This window comes from Glutamicibacter sp. NPDC127525, assembly GCF_042672105.1.
Taxonomy (GTDB): domain Bacteria; phylum Actinomycetota; class Actinomycetes; order Actinomycetales; family Micrococcaceae; genus Glutamicibacter.
In genome coordinates this window covers 13,568-27,976 of record NZ_JBHXVN010000005.1, presented here as the reverse complement: position 1 = coordinate 27,976, position 14,409 = coordinate 13,568, and the positions used below count along the sequence as shown (strand labels likewise).

The following is a 14,409-nucleotide window of genomic DNA, read 5'->3' as shown; positions in this document are numbered from 1 at the left end:
TCGTAGAAGAATGGTAGGCAAATGAGCTACTACCAGTATCCGCAGAACCCCTACCAACGACCGCCTGAATCCGCCGGCCTCTCGGTGGCTTCCCTGGTGCTTGGCATCTTGTCGTTGCTAGGCTTCACTGTCATTATCCTTGTTCCGCTGGCCGGAGTCATTACCGGGCACCTGGCCTACCGGCGTGAACCCAGCTCCCGGGGCTTGAGCCTAGCCGGGCTAATTACCTCATGGATTGGATTGGCACTAGCCATAGTCATTTATGCGGTAGCCATCTGGTTCTTCTGGGCATTGTCAACCGGGTTCGGCTACGACTCGTATTACGACAACGTGACCTTCTCACAAGGGCTTCTTCGATAATCCCCGGGCATGAAAAAAGCGGTTGGTTCAAATGAACCAACCGCTTTTCGCATGCTCGAACGCTTAGAGGATCGGGCCCATCAGCTTCTTCAAGGCCGGGGTAGCTGCCATCATGGCAATACCCAGGACAACAGCGGTGCCGCCCATGGCGATGAAGTACGGGATCTCGTTGCCCTCGGTGTAGTAGCCGGCCAGCACACCCGACAGGGTGGTGCCCAGCGAAACCGACAGGAAGAACAAGGCGATCATCTGGGTGCCGAAGGCGGCCGGAGCCAGCTTGGTGGCAATTGCCTGGCCCACTGGCGAGAGCAGCAGCTCGGCAAAGGTGCACAGCAGCAGGATGCCGACCAGCGCCAGCAGCGGGGTCTTCACGAAGGATTCCAGCGGGATGAACAGCAAGAAGGCCGCACCCACAACCACCAGTGCCAGGCCGAACTTCATTGAAGTGCGTGGCTGGCGCTTGCCCAGTTTGGTCCACAGTGCGGCGAAGATACCGGCGAAGATGATGATGAAGACCGGGTTGATCGAGGTAACCCAGCTCGGTGGCATTTCCCAGCTGCCCAGGTGGCGGTCCAGGCGCTGATCCGAGTAAGCGGCAATGAAGGTGAACTGCTGCTGGAACAGGGCCCAGAAGGCAGCCGAACCGATGTAGAACGGAATGAATGCCCAGACTTGCTTGCGCTCGGTGGCGTCAACCTTCTTGCTGCGCAGGATCAACGCGAAGTAGATGATCGAAGCGGCGATCACCACGTAGGCGATGGTGCTTGCCAAATTCTCCGGAGTCACGATCTTGGATGCGAAAGCGGCAATGATCAAAACGATCACGGCAGCGAAGATGACCACATAGCGGTTGCGCTCAGAGGCAGGCAGCGGGTTGCTTGGGATGCGGCCGGAGTCCGGCAGCTTCTTGCGTCCAAGGGCATAGATCCCCAGGCCGATAGCCATGCCGACCGCGGCAGCGGCGAAGCCGATGTGGAAGCCGTACTGGACCTGCAGCCAACCGGTGAGCAGTGGGCCGAGCAGCCCGCCGATGTTCACGCCCATGTAGAACAGGGAGAAGCCGGCATCGATGCGCGGATCTTCCTTGGAGTACAGGGAGCCCACCAGGGCTACAGCGTTGGCCTTCAGGCCGCCGGAACCGACGGCAACGAAGATCAGGCCGATAACCAGTCCGGCATAGCCGGGCAGGAGCGCCAGGCCAATATGGCCGATCATGATCGCGATAGCCGAGAAGAACAGGACGCGTTCCGAGCCGAACAGGCGGTCGGAGAGCCACGCGCCCAGGATGGTGGACAGGTAGACAGCGCCGCCGTAGGCGCCGACCAGCGACAGAGCCAAACCCTGGTCCATGCCCAGGCCGCCGTCGGTGACCGAGTAGTACATGTAGTAAGCCAGCAAGCCCTGCATGCCGTAGAAGGAGAATCGTTCCCACATTTCCACGCTGAAGAGGCTTGCGAGCGCACCGGGGTGACCGAAGAAGGTCTTTCCGGAAGCTTTGGTGCTCGTTGTTGCAGTAGACATACGTAATATTTTTCGCCCTTGCCCACCCGAGTACCTACTTATATGGGAAAGGTCACACCTGCATCTGGACGGCCAGCGCGAGCAGCAGTCCTTCGTCCGAGCGCGGGGAAATCAGCTGAATACTCATTGGTAACCCCTCGTTGGAGTGGCCTACCGGAACGGTGATGGCCGCTACTGAGGCGACGTTCACCATGGAGGTGTAGGGGGTGTACCGGCACTGCAACATATAATCCACATCGGCTGTGGATTGTGTATAGTGCCCGATCTTCGGCGGGATCGAGGCCATGGCAGGGGTGGCCACGACATCGTAGGCGGACCATTGGCGCACGAAGTCGGCCGCAATCTGCTTCAACCTCGAACCTGCCTGCAGGCTCTGTTCCAGCGAGCGGTCGGCGGCACGTCGGCGGAAATCCCTTGCCAAGTCGCCGAGCAGCGAATCATCCGCGACCGGAACGTCTTTCAGGCCATTGGTCCACACCGCCGCGAAGGTTTCCGGATAGTCCGTGGCGTAGTGCAGGTTGGCCGGCTGGACGCGATGCCGTTCTCCAAGGCGTTCAAGGCCCTGGGCAAATGAAGCCCGGGCTTCTTGCGCCAGGGTAATTTCATAGACCGGTTCAAACGGGGAATGGGTGCTGTACCCAATCTTCAGCCCGTCCAGGCGCTGGGGGTAGCTTCCCTGCAGCAACGGCAGATAGTGGTCCTTGCCGCGCATGGCGTCAAGCAGCAAAGCCGCATCCAAGGCATCATGGGCCAACGGTCCGCTAACCGCTAGCTTCGGTGCGCCCATGGGATCGGTGTAGCCATCAAGGATGTCGCTGGGAACGCGGCCCAAAGAAGGCTTCAGGCCTACCAGCCCGCAGGCGGCCGCGGGGATGCGAACCGAACCGCCGCCATCAGAGCCCGGACCCAGCGGAATCATGCCGGCGGCAATCGCCGCGGCCTGCCCGCCAGAGGAACCGCCCGACGAGCGCGTGGGATCAAAGGGATTGCGTGATGGGGGCGCCACGAGGTTCTCTGAATAGCTGCTCAGCCCGAATTCCGGAACCTGCGTCTTGCCCAGGACCACCACGCCCTCGGCGCGCAGCCTGGCCACCAAGGAGTGATCACGTTCAGCGACCATCGCAGGCATCGCCGCAGTGCCATAGGTGGTAGGCATCCCGGCCACGTCATTGAGGTCCTTGAACGCGGTGGGGAGCCCATGCAAGCGGCCAATGTCGCCACGGGCATGCGCCTGGTCCGCCGCTGCCGCGGCCTCCATCGCATTTTCTGCCACGTGGACGAAAGCACCTAGGTCCGCCTGCTCTTCGATGCGCTTGAGGTAGTGCTCGGTGACCTCGCGGCTTGAACGCTCGCCGCGGGCCAGCTCGTCTCGCAATTTCAGGGCGCTTGAGGGAAACATGTCGGCTTTCGACGCAGGAAATGACTAGTCTTATAAGCAAACACCCTATGTGAGAGGAATGCTAGCCGTGAGCGATTTTGAGACTGTTTCGGTCAATGATGTCCCGAAGGATGCCTTCATCCTTGACGTGCGCGAAGACTTCGAATGGGAAGCAGGCCGTGCTGCCGGAGCAACCCATATTCCCCTTGGCTCCTTGCCAGAGAAGATTTCCGAGCTTGACCCGGATGTAGACACCTACGTCATCTGCCGTACCGGTGGCCGTTCGGCCCAGGCCGCATCATGGCTCACCGTGATGGGCTACACCGCCTTCAACGTCGCCGGCGGTTCCGATGCGTGGATCGAAGCGGGCTTGCCAATGGAAGCGGATAACGGCCAGGAGCCAACCGTACGATGAACTATGCCTATCTGGGACCTGCTGGCACTTTCACCGAGTCGGCCCTGCTGCAGGTTCCCGGGGCTGCCGAGGCGCAGCGGATCGCGGCCTCCAACGTCAACGTGGCGCTGACCATGGTGCGCGAGGGGACCGCGGACGCGGCGATGGTCCCGATCGAGAACTCGGTAGAAGGCGGCGTTTCGGCCACCTTGGACGCCATTGCGCAGGGCGAAGCCCTGCAGATTGTTTCCGAAATCCTGGTTCCGATCACTTTCGTGCTGGCGGTACGCCCCGGCATCGACTCGCTGGAGCAGATCAGGCAGATCTCCACCCACGGGCATGCCTGGGCGCAGTGCCGCTTATGGGCCGAAGCGAATATTCCCGGGGCCGCATTCACCCCGGCTTCTTCCACGGCAGCCGGCGCCCTGGCTCTCGAAGAGGACGAACCGCCGCATGATGCGGCGATCTGCTCTCCGCTGGTAGCCCAGGAGCGCGGCCTGAAGGTGCTGGCCAGCGGGGTCGAGGACAATATCGGCGCGGTGACCCGCTTCATCCTCGTGACTCGTCCGGGAAGGATTCCGCAGCCTACCGGCGTGGACAAGTCAACGCTGATCCTGCCGCTGCCCGAGGACCGTCCCGGTGCGCTGATGGAAATCCTCGAGCAATTCACCGCGCGCGGCGTGAACCTCTCGCGCATCGAATCGCGTCCTACCGGCAAGAGCCTGGGCGAGTACTTCTTCTCCGTCGATATCGAAGGCCACGTGGCCGAGGAACGCGTTGCCGCCGCCTTGTCGGGGCTGCACCGGCTGTCCCCGCAGCTGCGCTTCCTCGGTTCCTACCCAGCCGCCCAAGGCCTGGAGCCGGCCGTGGATACGCATAATTCAGATGCGGCCTTCAGTGAAGCCCGTGCCTGGGTGCAGTCGCTGCGCGACCGGCTTTAAGCAGGCAGCGCGAAGGCCCGGCCTAGCTCCCCGCAAGGGGAAATCGGCCGGGCCTTCGGCATGCGCTACGGGGTGCGCAGGCGCAGGGCGCTCGGGTTCACGGACACCTGCAGTTCGTTGACCTGGCCGGTGGGGTCCCCGTCGATCTGGGTATTCATCGGCTCATCGCAACGCAGCGACACGCCAGAGGTCTGGTAGAAGCTCATCACCGGAATCTTGTTCTTGGCGCGGAATGCGGTCTTGAGCAGGATCCAGGTCCAGCCGGCGGCCGAGCGGGGAGAAAGGATCACTGCGTCGAGCACGCCGTCGTCGATCTTGGCGTCGGGCACGAAATCCAGGCCCTGCAGCTTTCCGCAGTTGGCGAAGAGCACCGAACGGACCTTGCGGGTCTGCCAGCTCTCGTCGCCCGAGAGCTTGAAGCTGACCTTCTTGCGCTGGCCCGGCAACTGGCGCAGGCCGGCTTCCGAGTAGGCCAGCCAGCCGACCTTGGATTTCAGCTCTTCGTTGGTGTCGTCAAACAGGTCGGCGTCGGTGCCCACGCCGGCGATGACCAGGAAAGCATGATCCGCCTCCTTGCCGTCCAGCAGCTGCAGCTTCATGTGCCCGACGTCGATCCGGCGAACCATCCCGCGCACTGCCACCAGCGCCGCGGTGTGCAGGTCATCGAGCGGAATATCCACGTTGCGGGCCAGCAGGTTGCCAGTGCCCAGCGGCAGGATTCCCAGGGATGCGCCGGTGCCTTCGAGCACTTCCGCGACGGCGCGGATGGTTCCGTCGCCACCTGCGGCAATAATTGTGTCGCATTGCGCATCGAGTGCTTCACGGGCTGCATCCTGGCCGGCGTTGTCCTTGGTCGTTTCAAGGACCAGCGGTGCTTCCAGGCCCGCTTCAGCGCAGACGCGGACCACGGCTTCCCTTGCTTCGTCAGCACCTGACTTGGAAGGATTGATGACCAGGGCCACCTTGGTAGCCGCTGCCTGTTCAGCCGCTTCGGGCTGCTTGATCAGCGGTTTGCTGTAGTTCGAAAGCTTGCGCACCGAATACCAACTGGTCGCCGCGGCGGCAGCTGCAGCAGCCACGGCAGAGAAAACGATCACACGATTTGTCTGCATAATGCTCTCATCGTACTCATGATTGCTACCCTTAACATGTGATCGACCTGAAAATGCTCACCGAAAATCCGGATTTGTACCGTGCCTCGCAACGCGCGCGCGGTGCCGACGAGTCGTTAATTGACCAGCTGCTGGCAGCTGACACGGCACGTCGTGAAACCATCGCCACCTACGAGCGCCTGCGTGCCGAGCAGAATGCGTTCTCCAAGAAGGTCGGCAAGGCCAAGGGCGACGAGCGCGCCGCCCTGCTTGCCGAGGTCAAGGAGCTCGCTGCCGCGGTGAAGTCCGCCCAGGCCGAGTCCGACGCGGCCTCCGCCAAGTGCACCGCACTGCAGCGTTCCATCCCCAACCTGATCATCGACGGCATCCCGGCCGGCGGCGAGGATGACTTCACCGTCGTCAAGCACGTGGGCACCGCCCGCGACTTCAAGGCCGAGGGCTTCGAGCCGCTGGACCACCTGCAGATCGCCGAGAAGCTGGACGCCATCGACATGGAACGCGGCGCCAAGGTTTCCGGCTCGCGCTTCTACTTCCTCAAGGGCATCGGCGCCCGGCTGGAAATCGCGATGATGAACATGGCCCTGGATGTGGCCATGGCGCACGACTTCATCCCGATGATCACCCCGACCCTGGTCCGCCCCGAAACCATGCAGGGCACCGGCTTCGATGTCGAGCACGACGACGAGATCTACAAGCTCGAGCGCGACAACATGTACCTGGTCGGCACCTCGGAGGTGGCCCTGGCCGGCTACCACGCGGACGAGATCATGGATCTGGCCGACGGCCCGATCCGCTACGCCGGATGGTCCTCCTGCTACCGCCGCGAGGCTGGTTCGGCTGGCAAGGACACCCGCGGCATCATCCGCGTGCACCAGTTCAACAAGCTGGAGATGTTCGTCTACGCCAGCGTCGAGGACGCCGAAGCAGAGCACCAGAAGCTGCTGGCCATGGAAGAGGACATGCTCGGGCGCATGGAACTTCCCTACCGCGTGATCGACACCGCCGCCGGAGATTTGGGCATGAGCGCCGCGCGCAAGTTCGACTGCGAAGCCTGGGTTCCTACCCAGGGCACCTTCCGCGAACTGACCTCGACCTCGAACTGCACCACCTTCCAGGCCCGCCGCCTGAATATCCGCGAACGCGAGATCATCGACGGCAAGGCCGGCAAGACCCGTTCGGTGGCGACGCTGAACGGCACCCTGGCGACCACCCGCTGGCTCGTGGCGATTCTGGAAAACCACCAGAACCCGGACGGTTCGGTCAACGTGCCCAAGGCGCTGCAGCCTTACCTTGGCGGACTCGAAGTACTCAAGTAGCCAATGACCGGCCATTTGCCGGCTGCCCCTCGCGGGCAGCCGGCAAATGCTTTTAACCGGTTGTTCACTTGGCGCTGTGCCTTGGGTCATCGCCAAAAACCCGCGGTGGTGGTTAACTTGAGCCATGACTGTTATGACTAAGCTCGGCAACGATGACCGGCTGACCAAGCAAAAATTGATGATTTGCCTTGACGTGGATGGCACCATCGTCAACCACCAGGGGGAAATGAGCCAGCGTGTGCGCGATGCCGCGCGGGCTGTAGTGGCCCAAGGCCATGAGGTAATCATCTCCACCGGCCGCTCCTTGGGTGCGGCCCTGCCCATCATGGCGGAACTGGGCATCGACCATGGCTATGTCGTGGTCAGCAACGGCGGCGTGCTCGCGAAGGTGTCCCAGGACGAAGTCGAGATCCTGCACCGCGAGATCTTCGACCCGTCGACAGCGCTCAGGGCGCTGCGCGACCAGCTTCCCAAAGCCAAGTACGCCTTGGAAAACGAGCGCGGCGAATTCCTTTCCAGCGAAACCTTCGGCGACATGAGCTTTGGCGCCGAGAGCAAGGTCGTTGATTTCGGCGAGCTGGTCAACAGCAAGGCCGTGCGCGTGGTGGTTTTCTCCACCGACAACACCGCCGAGGAATTCGGGCATGCCGTGCAGAGCCTGGGGCTCTCCGGGGTGACCTACTCGGTGGGCTGGACCGCTTGGCTGGATATTGCCGCCGAGGGTACCACCAAGGCCAGCGGCCTGGAGCGGCTGCGGGCGATCCTGAAGGTCGATTCGAAGGACTCGCTGGCAGTAGGCGATGGCCGGAATGACGTCGAAATGCTGCAGTGGGCCGGACATGGCGTGGCCATGGGCCAAGCGCCGGAAGAGGTCAAGGCAGCGGCCGACGCCGTGACCGAAGGCGTAGACCAGGATGGCCTGGCCATCGTCCTGGAAGGGCTGCTGGGCAGCTAGCGCCAGGGTCTAGAGCTGGTCGGTGTATTCCAGCAGCCGGGCGATCGCTGCCCGCGCGCCCAGCTCGTCGTTGTAGCCCGAACGCACGATCGCCGCAGATACTGCCTGGGGAGTGATTCCCAGGATCCCGGCGACCGCTTTTTGCTGCCCGCGCACACCGGGAGTCAACAGGTCAACGACGGACCATTCGGCCTCGGTGCGGGTGCGGATCCACTGTCCGAGCATGCGCAGCAGGCCCTCGAGCTCGCCGTCCATCTCGTCATTGCCCGAGGAAACGCAGATCGGGACCCTTTCGCCGCGGTGGCTGGCCGCCTCCAGCGCGCCGAGCGCGCGCCGCGCCGCCCTGCCCTCGACCAGGTCGGCCTCTGCGGGCACCGGCTCGTACAGGCTGCCGATACCCAGCCCGATATTGCAGAAGTTCAGCCGTGCCACGCGCAGCAGCGCGTCGACGGCGGCATCGGGGTCACTGGGCACTCCGAGCAGCAGCTGCCCGCTGAGCGCGGTGAACGGCGCGTGGGTGTCGACTTGTTCCAGCTGGTGCCAGAGCTGCTCGCTGGCGGCGGCGACATCGGTGACCGAGCGGGGCCGGGGGCTGAGCGCAACGACAAACATGATTCAAGTATTGCGTGTGCAACCGGGTTTGTCGCGCACTGCGCGCTGCAGGCTGCGGCTAGCTCCCCTGCGGAAGCCGAATGCTGGCGCGCCGGATGAACAACTGCGTCGCCGGGCCGATGAGCAGTGCGTAGGCCATGGTGCCGATGCCTACCGGTCCGCCCAGCAGCCAGCCGATGGCCAGCACCGAGAGTTCCAGGGCCGTGCGGACCAGTCGGATCGAAACGCCGGTGCGCCGATGCAACCCGGTCATGAGGCCATCGCGCGGACCGGCGCCGAAGTGGCTCCCGATATACAGTGCCCCACCCAGCCCGTTGACCAGGATTGCCGCGGCCAGCGTGAGGATCTGCCAGCCCAGGCCATGGACTTCAGGCAGGAAGCGCAGGAAGGCGTCCAGCGCGATTCCCAGGTACAGCGTGTTCGCGATGGTGCCGAGGCCGGGCCATTGCCTCAGCGGGATCCACGCCAGCAGCACCAGGATCCCGACCAGGATGATGATCGTCCCGAGCGAGAGCGGCAGGTGATTCGCGATGCCCAGATGCAGCACATCCCAGGGATCAACGCCGAGCTGGGCCCGGATCATCATGGCCATGGCGAAAGCGTAGAGGGTCAGGCCGAGGAAAAGGGTAGTGAGGCGCAGGGGCAGTCGTCCGGCGGAAAGCTGCTGGCGCGGAGACAGGTTCGTTATGGTCATGGAAGCAATGCTCCGGTAAAGTGGACTTGGAAAAAATAGCCAATTACGAATGGGTGGATCCATGGGACGCGTCACAGCCGCGACGCTTGCGGGCATGCTCGGTGCCGTTGATGCTTCAATGCCCGCCTACCGCTGGCTCTTCCTGGCAATGCGGGCGCTGATTGCCAACGGCCGGATCCTGCATGGCACGGCGCTGCCCAGCGAACGCGACGCCGTCCAAGCCTTGGGGCTGAGCCGCACCACGGTGTCGCGAGCCTACTCCGAACTGCGCGATGCCGGGTACGCCAGTGCCCGCCGCGGCTCGGGGACCATCGCCCAACTGCCCGGCGGCCCGGTATCCGGAGGTGCCGAACCGCTGCCGCTGGGCGGATTCGGGCCGATGCCCGGAAGCCGCGCCCTCGATCTGACGTGCGCGGCGCCAAATGCCCCTGCGGGAATGATCGCCGAGTTCGAAGCAGCGCTCGAGGAGCTTCCGCGCTACGCCGCGACCATGGGCTACTATCCGTTGGGCATCGAGCCATTGCGCGCCGCCCTGGCCGAGCAGTACACCCGCAAGGGGCTGCCGACCAGTCCGGAACAGATCATCGTCACCTCCGGGGCGCTCTCCTCGATCGCCGCTGCCGGGCGCGCGGTGCTTGGCCGCGGGCAGACGGTGCTGGCGGAAACGCCCACCTATCCGAATTCGCTGCTGGCGCTGAAGGCCCACGGGGCGCGCACCGCCGCTGTGCCGATCGGCCCGGAAGGATCGGATCTGGAGCAGATCGCCGAAGCCTTGCAAAGGATCTCACCCGCGGTGATGCTGTGCCTGCCGGATTTCCACAACCCGGTGGGAACGCTGCTCGATGATGCCGGACGCGCACGCTGGGCCTCCGAGCTCGATCGTGCGGGAACCGTGGGAATTGTCGATGAGACCTGCGCCGAGCTATGGCTCGATGAGCGGCCCGAGGTATTGCCGATGGCCGCATTCTCCAGGAACCTGATCAGCGTGGGCAGCGCCAGCAAGTCGCACTGGGGAGGCCTGCGCCTGGGCTGGATCCGCGCCCCGCGCCACCTGGCTGGAGCGCTTGCCCGCTCCCGGATGAGCATGGATCTGGGGGCGCCGGTACTGGAACAGCTGGTGCTGGCCAATGCGCTCGCCTCGCAGTCGGCCCTGTCCCCGGCGACCCGCGAGGAGCTGCGCGGGAACCGCGATTGGATGATCGGCGAATTGGGCAAGGTGCTGCCCGACTGGGAACCCAACCGGCCTTCCGGCGGCCTGAGCTTGTGGTGCCATTTGCCCCAGCCGCGTTCCAGCGTGCTGGCGCGCCGGCTGAAAGGCATCCTGCTGGCCCCCGGAGCGACCTTTGCCGTCGAAGGGCACGGGCTGGAGCACTATATGCGCCTGCCCTTCGCCCAGGATCGCTCGCAACTGGAGCAGGCCCTGCCGGCCATTGCCGCGGCATGGCGCCAGGTGGCTGCGTAGCCTCCGGCCCCAAGCGGCTGGCGGAACTAGGACAGGGTGGGGCTGGGCGCGCCCTGCTGGGCGGGCAGCGCAACGGTCGTGTACTTGAAGAAGAACTGCGTAGCGGGGCCAATCAGCAGCGCATAAGCCACCGTGCCCACGCCCACCGGACCGCCGAGCAACCAGCCGATCCCCAGCACGCACACCTCGATAATGGTGCGCAGCAGGCGGATCGATTTGCCGGTGCGCAAATGCAGCCCGGTCATCAGGCCGTCGCGCGGGCCGGGGCCGAAATGGCAGCCGATGTACAGGGCGCCGCCAAGGCCATTGACGGCGATGGCGCCAACCAGGGTTAGGATCTGCCAGCCCAATCCGTGGACATCAGGGATGAGCCAGAGAAAGAAGTCCAGGCCAAGCCCGATGAGCAGCACATTGGCGACGGTGCCTAATCCTGGCCACTGCTTGAGCGGAATCCAGGCCAGCAGCACCACGACACCGACGATGATCACGATCGTTCCCAGCGACAGCGGAATGTAGTTGGCCAGGCCCAGGTGAAGCACATCCCACGGATCCACGCCGAGCTGGGCGCGGATCAGCAGTGCCATGGCCAGCGCAAATAGCATGAGGCCGATGAACAGATTTGCAAGACGCAGGGGCAGCTTTCCGGCACGCAGCTGATCGAGCGGAGTGAGATTATGCAGGGTCATGATGCTTCAAGGCTAGCCCTGCGCTGAACCCCGGCAGTAATCCCGCAAGTATCAGATGGTCACATTCCTAGTCCCAGTCCAGCCATGGGGCAGCGAGCCCCGAGACGACCAGGGCGAAAGCTCCGATGAAAAGAAGGCCGATGGAAAGCGAAAAAAGAACCATCCAGCGGGTGGGACTGCTATTCATTATCGGATCCAGGCTTTCGTTTCATCATGATCCCGGTCAAGCGGGCCACCGAGTAGACGGCGCCAAACAGGGGAATAGGTATGGCTAGGGCCAGCGGTATGGCGGTGCGCACACAGCGTTCGCGGAGGAACTGCACCAGCACAAGGACCGTGCCCAGCGCCCACAGCACCAGAATGCCAACTTCCGGGCCGTCCAGTGCCATTACCGCTTCCATGGAAGCAGTCTATCCACTGGGTCGACGCTTCCCAGTATCGCAAGGCCCAGGGCCGACGATAGCCGGCTCAGGTCCCCGGGCCGAGGTTGGCTGGCCGATGCGTCGGTTTCAGCACCAACCGTGGCTCGAACCCCTGGCGGGCGCAGTGCGGGAACATGGATGAACAATGCCGGGACCGGTTGGGAATACGCCAAATACGCAATGTGGTTGCACACGAAACGCCCGGCATCCTCGGAGACCCTTGCCTCATGGCCTGCGGCGAGCAGGGCGCGGACGGCCGCTGCTGGATCAAGTGTGGCATCCAAGCGTCCTGGCGCGTTCGTCTTGATGGCCGCTGACCGTGGCTGGGCGCCATCATTGTCGGGGATGCGGGCATCATCTTCGTTAAAAGCCCATCGCTCCGGCGTGATTGCATGCCGGCCTCCGGCTTCGCCGACGCAAATCAGCGCATCGGGCTGGTGCTTCGCCACGAGCGATTCGAGAGCCTTGCCGGAGGCCGCGAAGGACACCGGAAGCATGGCGGTGAGGACCTGATGCTCGCCCAGCTGCCTGGGAAGGTTGGAAACGGCTTCCTGGCTGGCATTGAATTCGTCGTTGCCGAAGGGCTCGAAACCGGTGACCAAAATATGCATGGACCCATTATGGACCCAAACTGTCGGTGTCCGCTGATAGGACTGAGGCAATGGTCCGCTCGACAGTTCTTGGTTAGGTGCTCATGGTAATCGCGGTTTTTGTACTCGTCATCCTGAATATTCTGGCAACGGCATGTATTGCCTCGCTGCTGGTGCGCAGGACATCCAGCTCTGATGGCACCCAGATCCAGGACTCGGTGCGTGCTGCTAATGCGGAGCTCCGGCAGGAACTGGGGACCCAGCGCACCGAACTGCGCCAGGGGATGGGCGAAGTGCGTACCGAGATCGACGCCAAGCTGACCGCGATGGCAGAAGCCAATGCGAACCGCCATCTGCAGGTCCAGGGGCTGCTCCAGCAGGAAATGGAGAAACTGCGCTCGGGCAATGAAGCCAAACTCGAGAAGATGCGCGAGACGGTGGACGAGAAGCTCCAGGGGACCTTGGAGAAGCGGCTGGGCGAATCCTTTGAACTGGTCAGCAAGCGGCTGGAAATGGTGCAGAAGGGGCTGGGGGAAATGCAGAGCCTGGCCCAGGATGTCGGCGGGCTGAAACGCGTGCTCACCAACGTGAAGAGCCGTGGTTCATGGGGCGAAGTGCAGCTTTCGCGCCAGCTGGAAGACATCCTCACCGCAGAGCAGTACGAGCAGAACGTGGCGGTCCTGCCCGGCAGCCGCGAGGTCGTGGAGTTCGCGGTGATCCTGCCCGGGCGGGATGCCGGAACGATCTATCTGCCAATCGACTCCAAGCTGCCGCAAGAGGACTACGAGCGCCTGCTCGATGCCCAGGAGCACGGCGACAAGGCCGTCATCGCCGCTGCGGGCAAGGCGCTGGACCGGGCGATCCTTGAGCAGGCCAAGCTGATCTCCAGCAAGTACATCGCCCCGCCGTACAGCACCGACTTCGCCATCATGTACCTGCCCACCGAGGGGCTGTTCGCCGAGGTTGTGCGCAGCCCGGGGCTGGCCAGCAAGCTGCAGGCCGAGCACCGGGTGCTGGTCACGGGGCCGACCACCCTGATGAGCCTGCTGAACTCCTTGCAAATGGGTTTCCGGACACTGGCCATTGAGAAGCGCAGCAGCGAGGTATGGCAGGTGCTCTCGGCGGCCAAGGAAGAGTTCCGCAAGTACGGAGATGTCTGGGACAAGCTGGGCAAGCAGCTGGCCACAGCGCAGAACACGGTGCGCGATGCCGGTACCCGGACCCGTGCGGTGGAGCGGAAACTCAAGGACGTGCAGACCCTGGAAGTTTCCGCGCAGGAAGATGTGCTCAGCGGAATGCTGCCTGAAGCCTAGCGCCGGGCAGGTCCGGGTCTCCGGCAGTGAACCGGCAGCAAAAGCAATGGCGGCGACCCCCGATTCGGGGGTCGCCGCCATGTTCGGCTTGAGCCTAGTGGCTAGGCCTTGAAACGCTCGATGGAGCGAGCCAGCTCGGCTTCGGCAGCCTCGCGGCCTTCCCAACCCTCGGCCTTGACCCACTTGCCTGGTTCCAGGTCCTTGTAGCGGGTGAAGAAGTGCTCGATCTCCTTGATCAGCCATTCGTCGATGTCTTCAAGTTCCTTGATGTGGTCAAAGCGCTTGTCGGCAGGAACGCACAGCAGCTTGGCATCGCCACCGCCATCGTCGGTCATGTTGAATACGCCAATTGGGCGTGCTTCGACAACAACACCTGGGATCAGATCAACACCCGGGATGAAGACCATGGCGTCCAATGGATCGCCATCTTCGCCCAGAGTATCGTCGAAGTAGCCGTAGTGGGTTGGGTACTGCATCGAGGTGAACAGCACGCGATCCAGGCGCAGGCGGTGGGTCTCGTGGTCGATCTCGTACTTGACGCGCGATCCGGTGGGGATCTCGATGGTCACGTCGTGGCTCATGAAAAGCACACTCCTAAACTAGTCTTAGGGATATCCGCTAATAAGGGTATCGCCCCATTGCGCCTGATGGAT

At 63.4% G+C, this 14,409-nt stretch carries 16 protein-coding genes; 7 read left to right on the top strand and 9 right to left on the bottom strand.

Going from position 1 to position 14,409, the window contains the following annotated elements:
* Positions 1-21 precede the first annotated feature (21 nt).
* A complete protein-coding gene (locus ACFVHU_RS12510; RefSeq protein WP_105658645.1) occupies positions 22-360 on the top strand; it encodes a DUF4190 domain-containing protein in 339 nt (112 codons plus the stop codon).
* Positions 361-423: 63 nt separating this feature from the next.
* Here ACFVHU_RS12510 and ACFVHU_RS12505 read toward each other — a convergent pair whose 3' ends face one another.
* Both ACFVHU_RS12505 and ACFVHU_RS12500 read right to left on the bottom strand, forming a co-directional pair.
* A complete protein-coding gene (locus ACFVHU_RS12505; RefSeq protein ID WP_105658644.1) occupies positions 424-1,881 on the bottom strand; it encodes a peptide MFS transporter in 1,458 nt (485 codons plus the stop codon).
* Positions 1,882-1,933: 52 nt separating this feature from the next.
* Entirely contained in the window at positions 1,934-3,280 is a 1,347-nt protein-coding gene (locus ACFVHU_RS12500; RefSeq protein WP_388024683.1) for an amidase, read from the bottom strand.
* Positions 3,281-3,347: 67 nt separating this feature from the next.
* Between ACFVHU_RS12500 and ACFVHU_RS12495 the strand changes: the two genes are divergently transcribed.
* Both ACFVHU_RS12495 and pheA read left to right on the top strand, forming a co-directional pair.
* A complete protein-coding gene (locus ACFVHU_RS12495; protein ID WP_105658642.1) occupies positions 3,348-3,674 on the top strand; it encodes a rhodanese-like domain-containing protein in 327 nt (108 codons plus the stop codon).
* The gene (pheA, locus tag ACFVHU_RS12490; RefSeq protein ID WP_133833728.1) at positions 3,671-4,594 is read left to right on the top strand and encodes a prephenate dehydratase; all 924 of its coding nucleotides are present in this window, start codon (positions 3,671-3,673) and stop codon (positions 4,592-4,594) included. The genes ACFVHU_RS12495 and pheA overlap by 4 nt, the downstream gene beginning before the upstream one ends.
* A 65-nt stretch (positions 4,595-4,659) precedes the next feature.
* Here the strand turns inward: pheA and ACFVHU_RS12485 are convergent, their stop codons facing one another.
* Positions 4,660-5,706: a diacylglycerol kinase family protein gene (locus ACFVHU_RS12485; RefSeq protein ID WP_105658640.1), complete on the bottom strand. Its 1,047-nt coding sequence runs from the start codon at positions 5,704-5,706 to the stop codon at positions 4,660-4,662.
* Positions 5,707-5,744: 38 nt separating this feature from the next.
* Between ACFVHU_RS12485 and serS the strand changes: the two genes are divergently transcribed.
* Positions 5,745-7,022, top strand: a complete 1,278-nt coding sequence (gene serS / locus ACFVHU_RS12480) for a serine--tRNA ligase (protein ID WP_105658639.1) — start codon at positions 5,745-5,747, stop codon at positions 7,020-7,022.
* 124 nt (positions 7,023-7,146) lie between these two features.
* Entirely contained in the window at positions 7,147-7,977 is an 831-nt protein-coding gene (locus tag ACFVHU_RS12475; RefSeq protein WP_388024681.1) for an HAD family hydrolase, read from the top strand.
* Positions 7,978-7,986: 9 nt separating this feature from the next.
* On the opposite strand, the gene ACFVHU_RS12470 is transcribed toward ACFVHU_RS12475, so the two are convergent.
* The gene (locus ACFVHU_RS12470) at positions 7,987-8,589 is read right to left on the bottom strand and encodes a hypothetical protein (RefSeq protein WP_105658637.1); all 603 of its coding nucleotides are present in this window, start codon (positions 8,587-8,589) and stop codon (positions 7,987-7,989) included.
* 58 nt (positions 8,590-8,647) lie between these two features.
* Positions 8,648-9,283, bottom strand: a complete 636-nt coding sequence (locus tag ACFVHU_RS12465) for a YitT family protein (RefSeq protein ID WP_388024678.1) — start codon at positions 9,281-9,283, stop codon at positions 8,648-8,650.
* Positions 9,284-9,344: 61 nt separating this feature from the next.
* On the opposite strand from ACFVHU_RS12465, the gene ACFVHU_RS12460 reads away from it, so the two are divergent.
* Positions 9,345-10,745, top strand: coding sequence for a PLP-dependent aminotransferase family protein (locus ACFVHU_RS12460; RefSeq protein ID WP_388024676.1), 1,401 nt, complete (start codon positions 9,345-9,347; stop codon positions 10,743-10,745).
* A 26-nt stretch (positions 10,746-10,771) separates the two neighbouring features.
* On the opposite strand, the gene ACFVHU_RS12455 is transcribed toward ACFVHU_RS12460, so the two are convergent.
* The 3 genes from ACFVHU_RS12455 to ACFVHU_RS12445 all read right to left on the bottom strand — a co-directional run bounded on the left by ACFVHU_RS12455 (position 10,772) and on the right by ACFVHU_RS12445 (position 12,464).
* Positions 10,772-11,431 carry a YitT family protein gene (locus ACFVHU_RS12455; protein ID WP_388024675.1) on the bottom strand — a complete coding sequence of 220 codons (660 nt, stop codon included), beginning with the start codon at positions 11,429-11,431 and terminating at the stop codon, positions 10,772-10,774.
* A gap of 179 nt (positions 11,432-11,610) precedes the next feature.
* Positions 11,611-11,832 carry a hypothetical protein gene (locus ACFVHU_RS12450; protein ID WP_388024673.1) on the bottom strand — a complete coding sequence of 74 codons (222 nt, stop codon included), beginning with the start codon at positions 11,830-11,832 and terminating at the stop codon, positions 11,611-11,613.
* Positions 11,820-12,464, bottom strand: a complete 645-nt coding sequence (locus ACFVHU_RS12445) for a pyroglutamyl-peptidase I (RefSeq protein WP_388024672.1) — start codon at positions 12,462-12,464, stop codon at positions 11,820-11,822. The genes ACFVHU_RS12450 and ACFVHU_RS12445 overlap by 13 nt, the downstream gene beginning before the upstream one ends.
* 83 nt (positions 12,465-12,547) lie before the next feature.
* Here ACFVHU_RS12445 and ACFVHU_RS12440 point away from each other — a divergent pair, with 83 nt between their 5' ends.
* Positions 12,548-13,756, top strand: a complete 1,209-nt coding sequence (locus ACFVHU_RS12440; RefSeq protein ID WP_388024670.1) for a DNA recombination protein RmuC — start codon at positions 12,548-12,550, stop codon at positions 13,754-13,756.
* Positions 13,757-13,857: 101 nt separating this feature from the next.
* Here ACFVHU_RS12440 and ACFVHU_RS12435 read toward each other — a convergent pair whose 3' ends face one another.
* Positions 13,858-14,337, bottom strand: a complete 480-nt coding sequence (locus ACFVHU_RS12435; protein WP_105658632.1) for an inorganic diphosphatase — start codon at positions 14,335-14,337, stop codon at positions 13,858-13,860.
* Positions 14,338-14,409 lie beyond the last annotated feature (72 nt).

What these genes read in the sequence shown, in the direction of transcription:
- ACFVHU_RS12435 (WP_105658632.1), bottom strand. Translation starts at nt 14,337, where the DNA reads ATGAGCCACGACGTGACCATCGAGATCCCCACCGGATCGCGCGTCAAG.
- pheA (WP_133833728.1), top strand. Translation starts at nt 3,671, where the DNA reads ATGAACTATGCCTATCTGGGACCTGCTGGCACTTTCACCGAGTCGGCC.
- ACFVHU_RS12505 (WP_105658644.1), bottom strand. Translation starts at nt 1,881, where the DNA reads ATGTCTACTGCAACAACGAGCACCAAAGCTTCCGGAAAGACCTTCTTC.
- ACFVHU_RS12455 (WP_388024675.1), bottom strand. Translation starts at nt 11,431, where the DNA reads ATGACCCTGCATAATCTCACTCCGCTCGATCAGCTGCGTGCCGGAAAG.
- ACFVHU_RS12485 (WP_105658640.1), bottom strand. Translation starts at nt 5,706, where the DNA reads ATGCAGACAAATCGTGTGATCGTTTTCTCTGCCGTGGCTGCTGCAGCT.
- ACFVHU_RS12500 (WP_388024683.1), bottom strand. Translation starts at nt 3,280, where the DNA reads ATGTTTCCCTCAAGCGCCCTGAAATTGCGAGACGAGCTGGCCCGCGGC.
- ACFVHU_RS12445 (WP_388024672.1), bottom strand. Translation starts at nt 12,464, where the DNA reads ATGCATATTTTGGTCACCGGTTTCGAGCCCTTCGGCAACGACGAATTC.
- ACFVHU_RS12465 (WP_388024678.1), bottom strand. Translation starts at nt 9,283, where the DNA reads ATGACCATAACGAACCTGTCTCCGCGCCAGCAGCTTTCCGCCGGACGA.
- ACFVHU_RS12475 (WP_388024681.1), top strand. Translation starts at nt 7,147, where the DNA reads ATGACTGTTATGACTAAGCTCGGCAACGATGACCGGCTGACCAAGCAA.
- ACFVHU_RS12450 (WP_388024673.1), bottom strand. Translation starts at nt 11,832, where the DNA reads ATGGAAGCGGTAATGGCACTGGACGGCCCGGAAGTTGGCATTCTGGTG.
- ACFVHU_RS12440 (WP_388024670.1), top strand. Translation starts at nt 12,548, where the DNA reads ATGGTAATCGCGGTTTTTGTACTCGTCATCCTGAATATTCTGGCAACG.
- ACFVHU_RS12460 (WP_388024676.1), top strand. Translation starts at nt 9,345, where the DNA reads ATGGGACGCGTCACAGCCGCGACGCTTGCGGGCATGCTCGGTGCCGTT.
- ACFVHU_RS12470 (WP_105658637.1), bottom strand. Translation starts at nt 8,589, where the DNA reads ATGTTTGTCGTTGCGCTCAGCCCCCGGCCCCGCTCGGTCACCGATGTC.
- ACFVHU_RS12510 (WP_105658645.1), top strand. Translation starts at nt 22, where the DNA reads ATGAGCTACTACCAGTATCCGCAGAACCCCTACCAACGACCGCCTGAA.